At 45.1% G+C, this 18,378-nt stretch carries 14 protein-coding genes, 2 tRNA genes and 1 rRNA gene; 12 read left to right on the forward strand and 5 right to left on the reverse strand.

From position 1 onward, the window contains the following. Positions 1-182 precede the first annotated feature (182 nt). From rrf to AACS90_RS00535, 3 genes are all read left to right on the forward strand, one after another. Positions 183-298 (forward strand): 5S ribosomal RNA (gene rrf, locus AACS90_RS00525). Between the two features lie 52 nt (positions 299-350). Beyond that, positions 351-427: transfer RNA gene (locus AACS90_RS00530), tRNA-Asp, on the forward strand. 7 nt (positions 428-434) lie between these two features. Beyond that, positions 435-510 (forward strand) — tRNA-Trp (locus AACS90_RS00535). A 151-nt stretch (positions 511-661) separates the two neighbouring features. On the opposite strand, the gene hdfR is transcribed toward AACS90_RS00535, so the two are convergent. Next, positions 662-1,498, reverse strand: a complete 837-nt coding sequence (gene hdfR, locus AACS90_RS00540; protein WP_099119922.1) for an HTH-type transcriptional regulator HdfR — start codon at positions 1,496-1,498, stop codon at positions 662-664. A gap of 116 nt (positions 1,499-1,614) precedes the next feature. Here hdfR and AACS90_RS00545 point away from each other — a divergent pair, with 116 nt between their 5' ends. Further along, positions 1,615-1,953, forward strand: coding sequence for a DUF413 domain-containing protein (locus tag AACS90_RS00545; RefSeq protein WP_099109288.1), 339 nt, complete (start codon positions 1,615-1,617; stop codon positions 1,951-1,953). Positions 1,954-2,009: 56 nt separating this feature from the next. Here the strand turns inward: AACS90_RS00545 and AACS90_RS00550 are convergent, their stop codons facing one another. Further along, complete coding sequence (locus AACS90_RS00550; protein ID WP_099119923.1) at positions 2,010-3,536, reverse strand: YifB family Mg chelatase-like AAA ATPase; 1,527 nt, start codon at positions 3,534-3,536, stop codon at positions 2,010-2,012. Positions 3,537-4,103: 567 nt separating this feature from the next. Between AACS90_RS00550 and AACS90_RS00555 the strand changes: the two genes are divergently transcribed. The 6 genes from AACS90_RS00555 (at position 4,104) to ilvA (ending at position 10,672) form a co-directional block, all read left to right on the forward strand. Further along, positions 4,104-4,196 (forward strand): IlvGEDA operon leader peptide, encoded by a 93-nt coding sequence (locus AACS90_RS00555; RefSeq protein WP_099109290.1) that lies wholly within the window; start codon positions 4,104-4,106, stop codon positions 4,194-4,196. A gap of 137 nt (positions 4,197-4,333) precedes the next feature. Further along, positions 4,334-5,980 carry an acetolactate synthase 2 catalytic subunit gene (ilvG, locus tag AACS90_RS00560; protein WP_099119924.1) on the forward strand — a complete coding sequence of 549 codons (1,647 nt, stop codon included), beginning with the start codon at positions 4,334-4,336 and terminating at the stop codon, positions 5,978-5,980. After that, the gene (gene ilvM, locus AACS90_RS00565; RefSeq protein ID WP_099119925.1) at positions 5,977-6,234 is read left to right on the forward strand and encodes an acetolactate synthase 2 small subunit; all 258 of its coding nucleotides are present in this window, start codon (positions 5,977-5,979) and stop codon (positions 6,232-6,234) included. The genes ilvG and ilvM overlap by 4 nt, the downstream gene beginning before the upstream one ends. A gap of 25 nt (positions 6,235-6,259) precedes the next feature. After that, a complete protein-coding gene (locus tag AACS90_RS00570; RefSeq protein ID WP_099119926.1) occupies positions 6,260-7,186 on the forward strand; it encodes a branched-chain amino acid transaminase in 927 nt (308 codons plus the stop codon). Positions 7,187-7,271: 85 nt separating this feature from the next. Next, entirely contained in the window at positions 7,272-9,122 is a 1,851-nt protein-coding gene (gene ilvD / locus AACS90_RS00575; RefSeq protein WP_099119927.1) for a dihydroxy-acid dehydratase, read from the forward strand. Between the two features lie 2 nt (positions 9,123-9,124). After that, on the forward strand, positions 9,125-10,672 hold the full coding sequence (gene ilvA / locus AACS90_RS00580) for a threonine ammonia-lyase, biosynthetic (RefSeq protein WP_099119928.1): 1,548 nt from the start codon (positions 9,125-9,127) through the stop codon (positions 10,670-10,672). Positions 10,673-10,754: 82 nt separating this feature from the next. Here ilvA and ilvY read toward each other — a convergent pair whose 3' ends face one another. After that, positions 10,755-11,666: an HTH-type transcriptional activator IlvY gene (ilvY, locus tag AACS90_RS00585; protein WP_099119929.1), complete on the reverse strand. Its 912-nt coding sequence runs from the start codon at positions 11,664-11,666 to the stop codon at positions 10,755-10,757. A 166-nt stretch (positions 11,667-11,832) separates the two neighbouring features. Here ilvY and ilvC point away from each other — a divergent pair, with 166 nt between their 5' ends. Next, entirely contained in the window at positions 11,833-13,311 is a 1,479-nt protein-coding gene (gene ilvC, locus AACS90_RS00590; RefSeq protein ID WP_099119930.1) for a ketol-acid reductoisomerase, read from the forward strand. 51 nt (positions 13,312-13,362) lie between these two features. On the opposite strand, the gene AACS90_RS00595 is transcribed toward ilvC, so the two are convergent. Next, on the reverse strand, positions 13,363-14,478 hold the full coding sequence (locus tag AACS90_RS00595) for a class II histone deacetylase (RefSeq protein WP_099119931.1): 1,116 nt from the start codon (positions 14,476-14,478) through the stop codon (positions 13,363-13,365). Between the two features lie 245 nt (positions 14,479-14,723). On the opposite strand from AACS90_RS00595, the gene rep reads away from it, so the two are divergent. Beyond that, positions 14,724-16,754, forward strand: a complete 2,031-nt coding sequence (gene rep, locus AACS90_RS00600) for a DNA helicase Rep (RefSeq protein WP_099119932.1) — start codon at positions 14,724-14,726, stop codon at positions 16,752-16,754. A gap of 95 nt (positions 16,755-16,849) precedes the next feature. Here the strand turns inward: rep and gppA are convergent, their stop codons facing one another. Beyond that, a complete protein-coding gene (gene gppA, locus AACS90_RS00605; RefSeq protein WP_099119933.1) occupies positions 16,850-18,358 on the reverse strand; it encodes a guanosine-5'-triphosphate,3'-diphosphate diphosphatase in 1,509 nt (502 codons plus the stop codon). Positions 18,359-18,378: the final 20 nt, after the last annotated feature.

Raw genomic sequence — 18,378 nt, forward strand, 5'->3', positions numbered from 1 at the left:
CGTAGATAGGCTGGGTGTGTAAGCGTTGCGAGACGTTGAGCTAACCAGTACTAATGAACCGTGCGGCTTAACCTGACAACACCGAAGGTGTTTTGCGGGAATTGAGAGTAAAGACGCAGTTTCAGAGAAAAAGGACCCAGTAAAGACGGTCACAGCTTGTTCGAGATAACAACCCGAATTTGTCTGGCGGCAATAGCGCGGTGGTCCCACCTGACCCCATGCCGAACTCAGCAGTGAAACGCCGTAGCGCCGATGGTAGTGTGGGGTCTCCCCATGTGAGAGTAGGGAACTGCCAGACATCAATTTAGACGTGTTGCCAGCCCAAAAGGCAGCATGAAGCAGCATTCGGTGGTGCGGTAGTTCAGTTGGTTAGAATACCGGCCTGTCACGCCGGGGGTCGCGGGTTCGAGTCCCGTCCGCACCGCCACCGATTTAGGGGCGTAGTTCAATTGGTAGAGCACCGGTCTCCAAAACCGGGTGTTGGGAGTTCGAGTCTCTCCGCCCCTGCCAGTTAATAACTAAGTAATAATTTATAGTTTTCAGATTAATAGCCCAGCTAATTTTAGCTGGGTTTTTTCTTTTTGTTTTTTTGCATTAATAATCCCTCCACAGCTCTTTTGCTTAGAGTTTTATACGATCTAAGACTCTAGACTGAATGTCATCAATTTGTCACTGGAGCTTTTTCAACAGGTATTTTTAATAATTGTTGGATAAGTGTATGTTGGTCGCTATTTTGTAACCACACGGCATATAGTGGCCGTTTAATCTGCTCGTTATCTGGTGCTATAACAAGTTTTGAATACTCTTCAAGCCAGTGAACTGGTAAGAATGTCGCAGCATTGACACTTTCCAATAGCTCTCTGGCAATATGCGCTGAGGTAGTGGTTATGATAGGAGGGTGATCACTTTTCAGAATCAGTTGCTCTTGTTGGTGAAAATCTGCTCCCCATTCCAGCTTTATGTAATTTTCTATACCTTGTTCAATATTATTTTGAGTAGTTAATAAAACAAGCTGAATACTCCCGATCAGCTGACTCTGGAATTCATCCATTTTTGGTGGTTCTGTTGTGATTAAAAGATCTAACTCACGAGAGTGTAGCTGTTTAACAAGAGACTGCCGTGTAGAGACGCGTGATTCGATTCTTATTCCCTGATTATCGCAATAAAACATATTCAACCAAGGGGTTAGATAAGCTTCCCACAGAGATGCGGTAGCGCCGATAGAGAGCTCTGTATGTTGTGAGACATAGCTGATCTCTTTTTTCGCTAATTGCCAGGTATTCATTAACGATTCTGCATAGGGAACCAGACGCTCACCCGCAGCAGTCAGGCGAATATTATTGCGATGTCGTGTGAATAAATTAGCACCAAGTTGATTCTCCAGTTGTCGGATCCGAAAGCTAACGGCGGATTGTGTTAGATAGAGTGATTCAGCTGCCCGACCAAAGTGACGAGTCTTACTGACTTCCAAAAAGGTTTTCAGTAATTCGGTGTCCACATGCATCTCCAATAGTTTTTGTCGTTAAGATTTAAATATTTTGTTTTACAGAATGTCAAGCCTCCCTAATACTCCGCGCCATAATTAGTATGACAGTAGAGTTAGGAGTGTGTCAGATGGCTGAAAGCTTCATCACGACTAATCGTTTTTTTGATAATAAACATTATCCACGCGGATTTTCCCGTCACGGTGATTTCACCATCAAAGAGGCCCAATTGCTAGAACGTCATGGCAATGCGTTCAATGAATTGGATCTTGGTAAACGTGAACCACAAACAGAAGAAGAAAAACTGTTTGTAGCAGTTTGCCGTGGTGAACGCGCACCTGTAACAATAGCGGAAAAAGTATGGTTTAAGTATTTGGAGAAAATCAGACGTCCAAAACGTTTCCATACCCTTTCCGGCGGAAAACCACAGTTAGATCCTGCTGAGGATTTCACTGATAGTGATGATTAATATCATCATTGGGATGAAGGATCCATCAAGAGGGGCAAATATGCCCCTTTTCCACATTATCCAACCTGATTTTGTAGCTGAATAAGCAACCTATCCATGCTCCGGTAGCTGAGTGCCTCCATAATATCTGGCTTTTCTATTTTCTTTTGTTCTTTTAAGTCTGCAATAGTACGCGAAACCTTTAAGATTCGGTGCCATGCACGTACAGATAATCCCAATTTTAGTAAAGTATTTTCCAGAAAGATGGCATCTTCCATCTTTAGTCTGCAAACCTTTTCTGTTTGCTTACGGGTAAGATGGGCGTTTACATACCCATTGCGTTCTATTTGTATGTTTCTGGCATTCTCTACTCTTTTTTTAACTTCGTGGCTACTTTCCCCATTTTTTGTTGATGACTTGCTCAGGATCCCCGGAGGAAGCAGAGGAACGTCTATAGAAAGGTCAAAACGGTCTAAAAATGGACCTGATAGTTTGGCAAGGTAGCGTAATACCTGCTGTGGACTGCTGCGATTATGTAATCCCTGATGATATCCGGTCGGGCTTGGGTTCATGGCGGCGATTAATTGAACCCGGGCAGGGAAACAAACTTTTGCTTTGGCTCGTGATATCACAATCTCGCCAGATTCTAATGGCTCACGTAATGCATCAAGAACAGTACGGTTAAATTCCGGTAATTCATCCAGAAATAAAACACCATTATGTGCAAGGGAGATTTCTCCGGGTTTAGGTATTGAGCCTCCTCCAACAAGAGCTGCCATTGATGAGCTATGGTGAGGAGCTCTAAATGGGCGTATGTGCCATTTTTGAGGGTTAATTGACTGACCAGCCAGACTATTAATTGCAGCAACGTGTAACGCTTCCTGATGCGTTAGAGGTGGCAGTAGATCACATAGCCGGCTGGCCAGCATGGTTTTACCTGTACCGGGAGGGCCAATTAACAAGAGATTATGACCTCCTGCGGCTGTTATCTCCAGAGCCCGTTTCGCTTGTTCCTGTCCAATAATGTCCTGTAGATCCAGAACAAGTGGCTCGGTTTGTAAAGTGATCGGAGCAGGGGAAAATAAGATGTTTTTTTCACCTCGCAGGAAGTGGCAAACTTGCAATAATTGGTTGGCTAATAACGTCTCATTTTGAGATAGAATAGCCAGTTCAGCCTGATTTTCTGTAGATAAAATTAACTGTCTGCCTGAATTTCTGGCACTAAGTGCGGCGGGAATTGCCCCCATAACCCTGCGTATCTCTCCTGAAAGCGCAAGCTCTCCTAAAAATTCATAATGATGTAATTCATTTGGCGGGATCTGTTCCGAAGCTGCCAGAATTGCAATGGCGATAGGTAAATCATATCTTCCCCCTTCTTTGGGCAGATCTGCTGGAGCCAGATTAACAGTGATCCTTTTTGCCGGGTAGGTAAAACCACTGTTGATCAAGGCACTTCTGACACGATCTCTGGCCTCCTTGACAGTAGTTTCGGGTAAACCAACGAGAGTTAAACCGGGTAAGCCGTTACTGATATGCGCTTCTATTGTGACAAGCGGGGAATCGACACCGATAGTGGCTCGGGTGTAGATAATCGCAAGAGTCATAATGCTTTCCTTAGCCCAAAAAATTCATCATGACTTGTTGAAAAATAATAAAAAGTCACCTTTTGTTATTTTGCGAAGCCTTTCGAAAATATAATTATTGTTATCACCAAACTGACATTTTTTAATTTTAGCTATTTTATGTTATTTGTTGATTCTATTATTAATTTCTATTTTTTTGAATGAATGGAGTTAGTTTTATTCTGGATTGTTATTATGCTTATTATTACTTTTATTTAGATAAATGGATTATTTTCCTGACTTATTACGATAACTATTTTTGTGATAACCCCTGTTTTTATAAAGACCTACATCTGATTCGAAGATCATTAAGTTACATTTTTATAATTTACTTAATTAATTATTTTACTAAAACGGTAGACAATGATTTTTTTCTCATCATGAAATAGATAAAATTCAGTGGATTTATCTGTTTCTTATTTATCTATTTGAAAATTATAAGTAATATTTTTTTCTTGTAAAAAAACAAAAATAATCATTGTCAACAATAATAGAAAGTGATAATTCTAAAATATATGTCGAGCCTATAAAGAGTATGAACGCACTTTTATGAAGAAATATGTTCTTGTGATTAGCCTAATTATTAGCGTGGTAGTGATTATTCTACCGTGCGGGGGCGCACTTGGACGAAGGAAGGCGTAGACATAAAATACAGCCAGATTTCACAAAGACCCCCGCCCTAAAAAATAGAGCGGGGTTTTTTTTTAGCACTTATAAATAAACATAAAACAACATCACAAGAAGCCACTGACAGAGTAAATACCGATAGGAGGATGGCTATGAATGGGGCGCAATGGGTTGTACAGGCACTACGGACACAGGGAGTGGAGAAAGTTTTCGGTTACCCCGGCGGAGCCATTATGCCAGTGTATGATGCTTTGTATGATGGTGGTATTGAACATTTGCTATGCCGCCACGAACAAGGGGCGGTTATGGCAGCCATTGGTTATGCAAGGGCAAGCGATAAACCGGGAGTTTGTATTGCCACATCGGGACCAGGAGCAACAAACTTAATCACAGGGCTGGCTGATGCGCTATTGGATTCTGTACCTGTGGTTGCCATTACCGGTCAGGTAAGTTCTGAAGTTATTGGTACCGATGCTTTTCAGGAAATCGATATGTTGGGGCTTTCTCTTGCCTGTACTAAACACAGTTTCCTGGTGGAGTCGCTGGAAAAATTACCTCAAATTATGGCGGAAGCTTTTTCCATCGCTATGGAAGGCCGCCCCGGGCCTGTTCTGATTGATTTACCAAAAGATATTCAGTTAAAACAGGGGGATTTTACACCTTATTTGAGTCCTGCTGTTACCCCATCTCCTCTTCCTGAGAACGCACTGAAACAAGCCCGCAATATGATGGTTTATTCTCAAAAACCTGTTTTATATGTAGGAGGAGGGGTTGGAATAGCTGGCGCAGTACCTGAATTGCGTCGTCTGGTAGAAGAAACGGGGATCCCGGTCGTTTCTACCCTTAAAGGATTAGGGGCTGCAGTTGCCCAACATGAATGTTATTTGGGTATGTTAGGAATGCACGGAACAAAGGCGGCTAACTTAGCTGTCCAGTCCTGCGATTTGCTCATTGCTGTTGGAGCGCGTTTTGACGACCGTGTGACAGGAAAATTAGATACCTTTGCCCCCCATGCCAAAGTCATCCATATAGATATTGATCCGGCTGAATTAAATAAATTACGTCAGGCACATATTTCATTAAAAGGTAATTTAAAAACATTATTACCTTACCTACAGCAGCCTTTATCGATCGAAGCATGGCAACAAGAAGTTAAGCAATTAAAAGAGATACATGCATGGCGTTATGACTATCAGGGCGAAAAAATTTATGCCCCAGCCCTATTGAAACTGATATCTGATCGCAAGCCACCTAATACTGTTATCACCACCGATGTTGGGCAGCACCAGATGTGGACAGCTCAGCATATGACGTTTGACAGACCGGAAAATTTTATTACTTCCAGTGGGTTGGGAACGATGGGTTTTGGTATTCCAGCGGCAATTGGAGCGCAGATGGTTCGCCCGGACGATATGGTTATTTGTATATCTGGTGATGGTTCTTTCATGATGAATGTTCAGGAGCTGGGGACGATTAAACGCAAGAAACTGCCGATCAAGATGGTTTTATTGGATAACCAGCGTTTGGGAATGGTAAAACAGTGGCAGGAGTTATTTTTTGACCGCCGTTATAGTGAAACAATCCTGACTGATAATCCAGACTTTATTACCTTAGCAAAAGCGTTTGATATTCCGGGTCAGCATATTACTGAAAAGTCACAGATAAATGCTGCATTGGACGCCTTGTTCAATAGTGAAGGCCCTTATTTGTTACACGTATCCATTGATGAATTTGAAAATGTTTGGCCATTGGTTCCACCCGGCGCAAGCAATGCAAATATGTTGGAGAAGTTATTATGATGCAACATCAACTTGCTATTCAGGCTCGATTTTGCCCTGAAATTCTTGAAAGAATTCTGAGGGTTACCCGTCATAGGGGTTTTCAGATATGCGCATTGAATATGGATCATACAATAGATAGTGATAGTGTATGTATTGAACTCACTGTTGCCAGCCAGCGTCCTGTAAATTTACTTTTTGCTCAGTTGGTCAAGCTGGTTGATGTTGCCGGTGTTGAGATACAACATAAGAAATCACAATTGATAAGCGCATAGTGCGCGATGGAAAGGAAACAAAATCATGACAAAGCAAGCTGATTATATTTGGTTCAATGGCGAAATGGTTCCTTGGGCAGATGCAAAAGTACACGTTATGTCCCATGCCTTGCATTATGGAACATCAGTCTTTGAAGGTATTCGTTGTTATAACTCCCATAAAGGGCCAGTTGTTTTTCGCCACCGAGAGCATATGCAGCGTTTACGTGATTCAGCCAAAATTTACCGTATGCCAGTGAGCCAGAGTGTTGATGAGTTAATGGAAGCTTGTCGTGCAACACTTCGCAAAAATAAATTAGTCAGCGCTTACATTCGTCCATTAGTTTTTATTGGTGATGTGGGTATGGGAGTTAATCCTCCCGAAGGTTATCAAACCGATGTCATCATTGCTGCTTTCCCGTGGGGAGCCTATCTCGGTGAAGAAGCACTGGATCAGGGGATTGATGCAATGGTTTCTTCGTGGAATCGCATAGCAGCCAACACTATCCCGACAGCGGCAAAAGCGGGCGGAAATTATTTGTCTTCTTTGCTGGTGGGGAGTGAGGCACGGCGTCATGGCTATCAGGAAGGTATTGCTCTGGATGTTCATGGTTATATTTCAGAAGGCGCAGGTGAAAATTTATTCGAAGTAAAAAATGGTATCTTGTTCACACCGCCATTTTCTTCTTCTGCCCTACCGGGGATCACTCGGGACGCTATCATCAGACTGGCACAGGATCTCGGTCTGGAAGTGCGTGAACAGACTCTTTCCCGCGAATCACTTTATCTTGCTGATGAAGTTTTTATGACGGGTACAGCCGCAGAAATCACTCCGGTTCGTAGTGTAGATGGTATTCAGGTCGGGATTGGCCGGTGCGGGCCAGTTACCAAAAAGATCCAAAATACATTCTTTGGCTTATTTGATGGCACGACAGAAGATAAATGGGGCTGGTTAGACCCTGTGAATCCTTAATAAAAAATAAAAAATTGACAGGCGGCTCGTTCCCCGCCTGTTTTCAGATGCTATCAATATTAGACAGATATGGGAGTGAAAAATAATGCCTAAATATCGTTCTGCTACAACAACCCATGGCCGTAATATGGCAGGAGCACGTGCTTTATGGCGTGCGACGGGGATGACTGATGAGGATTTTGGAAAACCTATCATTGCTGTTGTGAATTCATTTACTCAATTCGTACCCGGGCATGTTCATTTGCGGGATTTGGGCAAGCTGGTGGCAGAGCAGATTGAGGCTTCAGGAGGTGTTGCAAAGGAATTTAACACCATTGCCGTTGATGATGGTATCGCAATGGGGCATGGCGGAATGCTGTATTCATTGCCATCCCGTGAGCTGATTGCGGATTCTGTGGAATATATGGTGAATGCACATTGTGCGGATGCAATGGTGTGTATTTCGAACTGCGATAAGATCACCCCCGGTATGCTGATGGCATCTCTGCGCCTGAATATTCCGGTTATTTTCGTTTCCGGCGGCCCGATGGAAGCAGGAAAAACACGTTTATCGGATCAAATCATCAAGTTGGATCTGGTCGATGCCATGATTCAGGGAGCTAATCCGAATATCAGCGATGAACAAAGTGATCAGATTGAACGTTCTGCCTGCCCGACTTGTGGCTCCTGTTCCGGTATGTTTACCGCGAATTCAATGAACTGCCTGACGGAAGCCTTGGGGCTTTCTCAGCCGGGAAATGGTTCATTACTTGCTACACATGCCGATCGCAAGACTCTGTTTCTCAACGCGGGTAAGCGTATTGTTGAACTGACTAAACGTTACTACGAGCAAAATGATGACAGTGCGTTGCCACGTAATATTGCGACTAAAGCTGCATTTGAGAATGCCATGACGCTGGATATTGCAATGGGTGGATCGACAAACACTGTGCTGCATTTATTGGCAGCAGCGCAGGAGGGAGAGGTTGATTTCACCATGACAGATATTGATCGTCTGTCTCGTCAGGTTCCCCATTTGTGTAAGGTGGCACCAAGCACCCAAAAATATCATATGGAAGATGTGCATCGTGCTGGTGGTGTGATTGGTATTCTCGGTGAACTGGATCGGGCAGGGCTTTTGCATCGCCATGTGAAGAATATTCTGGGGTTAGATTTACCACAAACGCTGGCCCAGTATGATGTTATGCAAACCGCCGATGAAGCTGTGAAAAGCATGTATGCAGCAGGCCCGGCAGGTATTAGAACTACGCAGGCTTTTTCTCAGAACTGTCGTTGGCCATCTTTGGATACAGACCGGAAAGAAGGCTGTATTCGTGAACTTTCCTATGCCTACAGTCAGGATGGGGGGCTTGCGGTGCTGTCCGGTAACATTGCTGTGGATGGCTGCATTGTGAAAACCGCAGGAGTGGATGAAAGTATTCTGACTTTCCGTGGCCCGGCTAAAGTTTATGAAAGTCAGGAAGATGCCGTAGATGCGATTCTGGGAGGAAAAGTCGTAGCAGGTGATGTGGTTGTCATTCGTTATGAAGGCCCGAAAGGTGGCCCGGGTATGCAGGAGATGCTTTATCCGACGACCTACCTGAAATCAATGGGATTAGGTAAAAGTTGTGCTTTGATTACGGATGGACGTTTCTCGGGCGGCACATCGGGATTATCAATCGGTCATGTCTCTCCTGAAGCTGCTAATGGCGGTTTAATTGGTCTGGTACATGATGGCGATATCATCGACATTGATATTCCAAACCGCAAGATTCAGTTGGATGTCAGTGAAAAAGAGCTTGCCGAGCGGGTGCAGAAAGAATCATCCCGTGGCGATAAAGCATGGACACCCAAATTCCGGGAACGTCAGGTTTCTTTTGCCCTGCGTGCTTATGCTTCACTAGCGACCAGCGCTGATAAAGGGGCTGTGCGTGATAAGACTAAACTGGGAGGGTAATCGTGGTAGTTTATCCTCTTAATCCCGAACCTAAAGGGGCGGAATATCTCAAAGCAGCCCTAAGTGCGCCCGTTTATGACGTTGCTCAGGTTACGCCATTACAGGAAATGAAAAAAATCTCCGCTCGTTTAAATAACACCATTTTGGTTAAACGAGAAGATCGTCAGCTGGTACACAGTTTCAAACTGCGTGGTGCCTACGCGATGATTGCCAGCCTGACGGAAGAACAAAAAGTCAGGGGAGTCATTACGGCATCAGCAGGCAATCACGCACAGGGCGTTGCATTATCGGCCAGTAAAGTGGGCATCAGATCGACTATTGTGATGCCGGTAGCGACAGCCGATATTAAAGTTGATGCTGTGCGCAGTCTGGGCGGAGAAGTGCTGTTACATGGTGCGAATTTCGATGAAGCAAAAGCCAAAGCTATCGAAATGGCAAAGGAACACAGGTATACCTTTGTCCCTCCTTTTGATCACCCGGCAGTCATTGCCGGTCAGGCAACTCTGGCAATGGAATTGTTACAGCAGGATGTTCACCTTGATCGTATTTTTGTTCCGGTTGGCGGTGGCGGGTTAATTGCAGGTGTTGCTGTTCTGATTAAACAGCTTGTACCGGAAATGAAAATTATTGGAGTGGAAGCCGAGGATTCCGCCTGCCTGAAAGCAGCACTGGAAGCCGGGCATCCGGTCGATTTACCGAGAGTGGGTTTATTTGCGGAAGGTGTCGCCGTCAAGCGTATTGGGGATGAAACATTCCGCCTTTGTCAGAAATATGTTGATGATGTCATTACAGTTGATAGCGATGCTATTTGTGCTGCTGTGAAAGATATTTTTGAGGACGTGCGTGCCATTGCTGAACCTTCTGGTGCTCTGGCACTGGCAGGATTGAAGAAATACGTCCAGCAGCATCAGATCAAGGGAGAGAGGCTCGCGCATATTCTTTCTGGTGCGAATGTAAACTTTCATGGTTTGCGTTATGTTTCAGAACGTTGTGAGCTGGGAGAGCAGCGTGAGGCTTTGCTGGCGGTCACTATTCCTGAACAGAAAGGCAGTTTCCTGACATTTTGTCAGATGTTGGGAAGCCGCTTTGTGACAGAATTCAGTTATCGTTATTCGGATTCTGCCGAACCAAATAAGGCTTGCGTTTTTGTCGGTATCAGACTGAACCGTGGAAATGCGGAACGTATTGAAATTATTGAAGAGTTAAAAGCAGCAGGTTATCAGGTCGCTGATTTGACCGATGATGAAATGGCGAAACTGCATGTCCGCTATATGATTGGCGGCAGGCCATCCAAGCCGTTGCAGGAGCGCTTATTCAGCTTTGCTTTCCCTGAATCACCGGGCGCTTTGCTGAAATTTTTACAGACATTAGGGGCGCACTGGAATATTACGTTGTTTCATTATCGTAGTCATGGCACGGATTATGGGCGAGTATTGACGGCTTTTGAACTTTCAGAGGAAGAACTCTGTTTTGACCGACATCTGGATGAGTTAGGCTACGAATATCATGATGAGACGAATAATCCTTCGTTTAATTTGCTATTGAGATAGAAATACTCAGGCCTGTAGGAAACGAAGATAGCGCCATAACAGGCGCTATTAGTTTAATGATGAATTTCTTCTGTCCTTATTATCATCCAATGCTTGATGAATAGCTATCAGACGATAGCAACCGCCAAAATGCTTTTATCAACGGTTCATTCAGCCGCTTGCCTAATGCACAAACGCCTAATTCAAATGGTTCAACCAGTGAAATATTTTCTAGCAGCGATATGCGGCTGCGTACCGGTTCCGGGCTGTTTTCAACGACAACCGCAGGAATGAGAGCGATACCGCAACCTAAAGCCACCATCGATACAATGGCTTCATGGCCTGAAACGGTTGCATAAATTTGTGGATGATTAATTTTGTGGCGGCGGAACCAAAGTTCAATACGCTTACGAGAGGGACCGTGTTCCGGCAGAATGAATGGGGTCTCATTCCAGTCAGGATATTCTTGTGTGGCTAATGATCTCACAGTACAAGGTAAAGCCGGGGCGATCAGAACTAGCGGGATTTCACCAATCTTGGTAAAACTGACGTTATCAGGCAGTTTCTCAGGTTTACCTGCAATACCTAAATCCGCTTCTTCAGACTGGATTTTATCAACGGCATCGGCGGCATCGCCTGTTGTCAGTTTGATCTCCACCAAAGGGTGCTCAGCCCGAAACTTATCCAGAACCTGAGGAAGGTGGCTATAAGCGGCTGTCACTGAACAGAAAAGGCGTAATTCTCCCGCTAATGACGGGCTTTGGTGATTCAGCGAGTGAAGCAGTTGCTGATATTGTAATAATGTATGTTGGGCAAATTGTTTTAGCTGTTCGCCCGCAGTGGTGAGTTTTACTGTCCGGTTATCCCGCAGAAACAGTGGGTGAGCCAATTGATCTTCAAGACGCTGAATTTGGCGTGAAAGCGTAGAAGGGCTGACATGCATTGCTTTAGCCGTGCGGCCAAAATGACAACTTTCCGCAAGATGTAAAAACAGTTTTAAATCACGTAGATCCATCGTTTCAGTGCCTTCTGCTGAAAGTTTTTTCTGCAAATTGTCTCAAAAAAGATATGTTGCGTAAACTGCAATATAGTCTTGTCAATATATCAATTTAAGCAATGTCTTTCATGGCATATATTGGCTGAATGCAAACAACATCACACCTAATTATATCGGAGTCACCATGGCTAACTATTTTGATACATTGAATTTACGCCAGCAGTTGGCGCAGCTGGGCAAATGCCGTTTTATGGCAAGAGAAGAATTTGCTGACGAGGCAGGGTATTTAAAAGGCAAGAAAGTGGTGATTGTCGGGTGTGGTGCACAAGGCCTAAATCAGGGGCTTAATATGCGTGATTCCGGTCTGGATATTGCCTATGCCCTGCGTAAAGAAGCCATTGAAGAAAAAAGGGCTTCGTGGCGCAAGGCAACTGAAAATGGTTTCAGAGTAGGTACATATGAAGAGTTGATCCCACAGGCTGATTTGGTTATTAACCTGACGCCGGACAAACAACACTCTGCCGTTGTTCAGGCTGTTCAGCCATTGATGAAAGAAGGCGCTGCGCTGGGGTATTCCCACGGTTTTAATATTGTCGAAGTGGGTGAACAGGTTCGCAAAGATATTACTGTTGTGATGGTTGCTCCGAAGTGTCCGGGAACGGAAGTACGTGAAGAATATAAGCGTGGTTTTGGTGTTCCGACTCTGCTTGCTGTACATCCGGAAAACGATGCAAAAGGCGAAGGGATGGCAATCGCGAAAGCATGGGCAGCAGCAACCGGAGGCCATCGGGCAGGCGTTCTGGAATCTTCATTTGTAGCAGAAGTAAAATCTGACTTGATGGGTGAGCAAACCATTCTGTGCGGCATGTTACAGGCAGGTTCTCTGCTGTGTTATGACAAGCTGGTGGCTGATGGCGTGGAGCCGGGCTATGCCGGTAAACTTATCCAGTTTGGCTGGGAAACTATCACTGAAGCCCTGAAACAGGGTGGGATTACGCTGATGATGGACAGGCTTTCCAATCCGGCAAAACTGAGGGCTTATGCGCTTTCGGAACAGTTGAAAGCTATTCTGACTCCGTTATTCCAGAAACATATGGATGATATTATTTCCGGCCAGTTCTCTTCAGGCATGATGGCGGATTGGGCGAATGATGATAAGGATTTGTTGAACTGGAGAGCTGAAACCGGTCAGACACCATTTGAAAACTACCCTGATTACAGTGGTCATATCAGCGAGCAGGAATACTTTGATCATGGTGTATTAATGATTGCCATGGTTAAAGCGGGGGTTGAGCTGGCATTTGAAACCATGGTGGATTCAGGCATCATCGAAGAGTCTGCTTATTATGAATCACTGCATGAATTGCCATTGATTGCGAATACAATTGCCCGTAAACGTCTCTACGAAATGAACGTCGTCATCTCTGATACGGCTGAATACGGTAACTACCTGTTCTCTTATGTGGCAGTACCTCTGTTACAGAAAGAATTCATGTCATCTTTACAGGCAGGGGATTTAGGTAAAGCTGTTGCTGATAATGGTATCGATAACGCTCAGTTACGTGATGTTAACGATGCGATTCGTAACCACCCGATTGAAACTATAGGCCGGACTTTGCGTGGTTATATGACTGATATGAAACGCATTGCTGTTGGCGGATAATGATGCTATGCCCGATACAATGTATCGGGCATACTGTTTTCCCCGGTCGGGCTACAAATGAAATCTCAGTTTCAGCGCATCAATCTCCTGACGCTGGAATGTGTCAAAATGTTCTCTTGGTTGTTGCCTCTGGACCATTTCCAATAAAGGATCCTGAACTTCCGTGCGAACGCCGCTTAATTCTTCCAGCACAGCCAGACCACAGAAAGGCACATAGAGTTCTGAATAACCACCTTCATGGACAACAACCAGCTTACCATCACATAATTCATCTGCTGCCTGCTGTATTTTGCGCGTCATTTCTCGAAAGCTGTCACTGTGTAATTGCATGCGAGCCAGCGGGTCCATGGCATTGGCATCATAGCCACTGGCGACAATAATCAACTCAGGCTGGTAACGGTATAGTGCGGGCAGGACGATTTGATCCATGGCATGCATATAGCTGTTGTGTCCGGCTCCGGCCATCAATGGAATATTGATATTGAAACCTTCTCCTTTACCTGCACCGATATCGTCTTCTCCACTATAACCTTCGGGATAGCAACCATCCTGATGCAGGGAAATAGTTAAAACGTCATCACGTTCCCAAAAGATATGTTGTGTTCCGTTACCGTGGTGAACATCCCAGTCAACGACTGCAACCCGTCCAAGCCCAAACTGTTTTTTGGCTCGTTCAATGGCGAGGGGAATATTGGCTAGATAACAAAAACCCATTGCTTGATCTGGCAGGCAATGGTGTCCGGGAGGGCGGGAAAGGCTATAGGCGTTATCGAGTTCACCATGCAGGACGGCCTCTACTGCGGCACAGGTTAGCCCGGCAGACAGTTTAGCTATCTCATAGCTGTCAGCCCCTACAGGTGCTGCGTGCCCAAGCAAACCGGTTCCATTATCGCTCATAGACTTAAAACGCTGTAAATACTCTGCTGGGTGGATGAGCTTTAAGGTCGCTTCATCAAGAGGCTCAGCGCCTGATAGCTGCAATGAACGGCTTAATCCAGAAACATCCATTAAACTTTTCATTCTGCGTTTAGTTTCTGGTGATTCAGCATGTCCCGACCCAGAAGGAGGTTGTATCCATCCTCCAACAGGAAGCATAACAACATGCTGTATGCCGGAATTGTGCCAGAAGCAGATTTCATCAAAGAAAAAACCAGTTTTGCGTAACATATTGCATCCTCTCTGACAGGTTTTATGACATTGTTATTTATTACATATAGAAAAGTAGTCAATTTATTACGGATTAGGGGTTTTAAGATTTATAAAATAATTATTTTTGATTGTTGAATATTAGATTCACTCAAGAATAAATCATCGTAGTGGCCTGACTGGTGAAGAAAAACGCCTTATTACACGGCTTTCTGCTACAATTTCGTTCCTTACTTTTTTCATCCTGATATAACTTTCAAAACAGTATGCGATTAAATCCCAGCCAACAACAAGCGGTTGAATTTGTGACAGGACCTTGTCTGGTTCTGGCAGGTGCAGGCTCCGGTAAGACCAGAGTTATCACCAATAAAATAGCCCATCTGATACGTGCCTGCGGTTATCAAGCCCGCCATATTGCGGCTGTGACCTTTACTAACAAAGCGGCACGCGAAATGAAAGAACGTGTGGCACAGACATTGGGACGCAAGGAAACCAGAGGCCTGATGATTTCCACTTTTCATACGCTGGGGCTGGAAATCATCAAGCGTGAATACAAAGCATTGGGCATGAAGAGTAATTTCTCTTTGTTCGACGATCAGGATCAAATGGCCTTGCTGAAAGATTTGACGGCGGATTTACTGGAGGAAGACAAAGATCTACTACAAAAACTGATCTCAAGTATTTCTGGCTGGAAAAATGATCTGATGCCTCCGGAACAGGTAATCAGGCAGGCTCGCTCAGAACAGGAACATCACTTTGCTGAGTGTTATCGGCGTTATGATTTACACTTGAATAGTTGTAATGTGCTCGACTTTGATGATCTGATCACTAAACCAACGTTACTGTTAATGCGGGATGAAGAAGTCAGGGAGCGCTGGCAGAATCGGATTCGTTATCTGCTGGTGGATGAATATCAGGACACCAACACCAGCCAGTATCAGCTGGTAAAATTATTGGTTGGCAACCGGGCACGTTTTACGGTGGTTGGTGATGATGATCAGTCCATTTATTCCTGGCGCGGTGCCCGTCCACAAAACCTGATCCTGTTAAAAGAAGATTTTCCTCAGCTTAATGTGATCAAGCTGGAGCAGAATTACCGCTCATCAGGGAGAATACTGAAATCGGCAAATATCCTGATTGCAAATAATCCCCATGTATTTGAGAAAAAACTTTTTTCTGAATTGGGTTATGGTGATCCTCTTCGTGTGATCGAAGCCAATAATGAAGATCATGAAGCTGAACGCGTAGTAGGTGAGTTGATCGCACATCATTTTATTAATAAAACCGATTATAAGGATTACGCAATCCTGTATCGCGGTAATCATCAATCCCGCATTTTTGAAAAGATGCTGATGCAAAGCCGTATTCCGTATCGTATTTCTGGCGGAACTTCGTTTTTTTCCCGGCCGGAAATTAAGGATTTACTTTCTTATCTGCGCGTACTGACTAATCCTGATGATGACAGCGCTTTTCTAAGGGTTGTCAATACACCGCGTAGAGAAATAGGTGCAGTGACGGTTCAGAAGCTAGGCGAATGGGCCAAGCAGCGTAACAAAAGTCTGTACCATGCCAGTTTCGATCTTGGTCTGGAGCAAAATCTTTCCGGCCGTGGATTGGCAGCCTTACAGCGCTTTACCCACTGGATGAATGAAATTTCACGTCAGGCAGAGCGTGAGCCACTGTTAGCTGTAAGGGATTTATTGCATAGCATGGATTACGAAAGTTGGTTATATGAAACATCCCCCAGCCCTAAAGCGGCTGAAATGAGGATGAAGAATGTTAACCAGCTTTTTACCTGGATGAGTGAGATGCTCGAAGGGGATGATCTGAATGAACCGATGACACTTTCTCAGGTTGTAGCCCGCTTTACGTTGCGTGACATGCTGGAACGCGGAGAGGAAAGTGAGGAGTCGGATCAGGTACAGCTTATGACGCTGCATGCTTCCAAAGGGCTAGAATTCCCTTATGTTTTTATGGTGGGTATGGAAGAAGGGTTATTACCACATCAGAGCAGTATTGATGAAGATAATATTGAGGAAGAACGACGTTTGGCGTATGTCGGTATTACCCGCGCCCAGCGTGAACTCTTTCTCACCCTGAGTAAAGAGCGCCGTCAGTACGGGGAACTAATACGCCCGGAACCGAGTCGGTTTCTGTTAGAGCTGCCTCAGGATGATCTGGACTGGCCGCAAGGCAAGAAAGTGGTCAGTGCAGAAGAACGCATGAAACGGGGGCAGTCACGTCTTGCTGATATCAAATCCCGTTTTGGCCTTGGGCAGAAAACGGGCGGTGATTGATCTCGTCAGGAAAACCTGCCGTAATCCCTCGCCCCAGCTGTATTTTCAGGCATGTATCTGGGGTGAGGGATTCATTTTTTTATAAGGTGCCGGGTTTATCCCAAATGAGTGTTGCTCTGCTCTTCAATAAAAAGTGGCCAGTGGACATAATGTTGCCATGTACTTTCCTGATGCAGAATTTCAGCCCTGAGAGGATGCTGGGCTTGCCACTGATATGGAAGAGTGATGGTAAGCGTTTCATTTTCAGCCTGTAAACTCAGAGCAGACAAAGAGTCATCCTGCCGTCGGCTGGCGAAAATAATGGCGAGACGCAGTAAACGACACAATCTCAGTGCCAGCTGTGCCGGTAAGGCATTTTGCTGATTCAGTGATGCTAAATCGATAGCTCCGCTCTGATTTTGCAATAATGTCGCTAGCAGGCGTTTTTGAGCAGGGGTGTAACCGGGTAGATCTAAATGACTAATCAGATAAGCAGAATGAGCCGGCCCCTGACGGAAATCGATACACAGGCCGATTTCATGCAGCAAACAAACACTGATTAACAGTTCCCGGCATCGCTCATCCAGTTCCCATGTTTTAGCAACTTGCTGAAAGAAATGTTCTGCCAGTTGTCTGACGCGCAGTGCCTGTTCTGCATCAATCTGAAAACGCTGCTGAATATTCTGTAGGGTTCTGGCCCGGACATCCTGCTCGACAGGTAATTCCAGCATTCCGTAAACCAGACCTTCCCGCAACGCGCCTCCTGCCAGAATCATGCTCTCAATTTCTAATGCCTGAAAGATAGCAATCAGGATTGCGAGGCCACTTGGAAAAACCAGTGCCCGCTCCAGAGTCAGGCCATTTATTTCCAGCTCTTCCAGCTTCCCGCATTCAATCGCCTTAGATTTGAGTTGTTGCAGTTTGGGCAGAGTGATAAGTTCATCCATGCCCTGAGCAATCATTATCTCCTGAAGCGCCTGAACGGTGCCGGATGCTCCGACACAAATCTGCCAGCCCTGTTTCAGCAGTGTCGTGGTGACCGGAGCAAGGATCTGGTGAGCTGCCGCTTCTGCTTTGGCAAAGTTTTCTTCTGTCAGGCTGCGATCATTGAAATAACGTTCGAGCCAGGTAACACAACCCATCTCAAGGCTGAATAACTGTGTGGCATTTGCGCCTGTACCTGTAACCAGCTCTGTACTGCCCCCGCCAATATCCACCACCAGACGCTCCTCCGGACCGCCTGTGGTGTGAGCAACGCCCTGATAAATCAGCCGGGCTTCTTCTTCCCCTCTGATAACTTTGACCGGGGAACCTAAGATTTCAGAGGCTTTCCCGACAAACTCACCGGAATTTTCAGCAAGTCGCAGTGTAGCTGTTGCGACAACGCGGATCTGTGGAGCAGGAATATCCTGCAAATATTCCGCAAAAAGGCGAAGGCATTGCCATCCTCGTTCCATTGCCTGTTGTGACAAGTGGTTATTTTTATCTAATCCAGCGGCCAGCCTGACCTTACGCTTGATTCGGGCAACCACCTGAATACTATCGGATACTCTGCGGATAACCAGCATATGAAAGCTGTTTGAGCCTAAATCGATAGCGGCATAGAGCGAAGAAGAACTCAGCATTTTGTTATTCCAGAATTACG

Source organism: Xenorhabdus sp. KK7.4 (assembly GCF_963876465.1).
GTDB classification, from domain to species: domain Bacteria; phylum Pseudomonadota; class Gammaproteobacteria; order Enterobacterales; family Enterobacteriaceae; genus Xenorhabdus; species Xenorhabdus stockiae.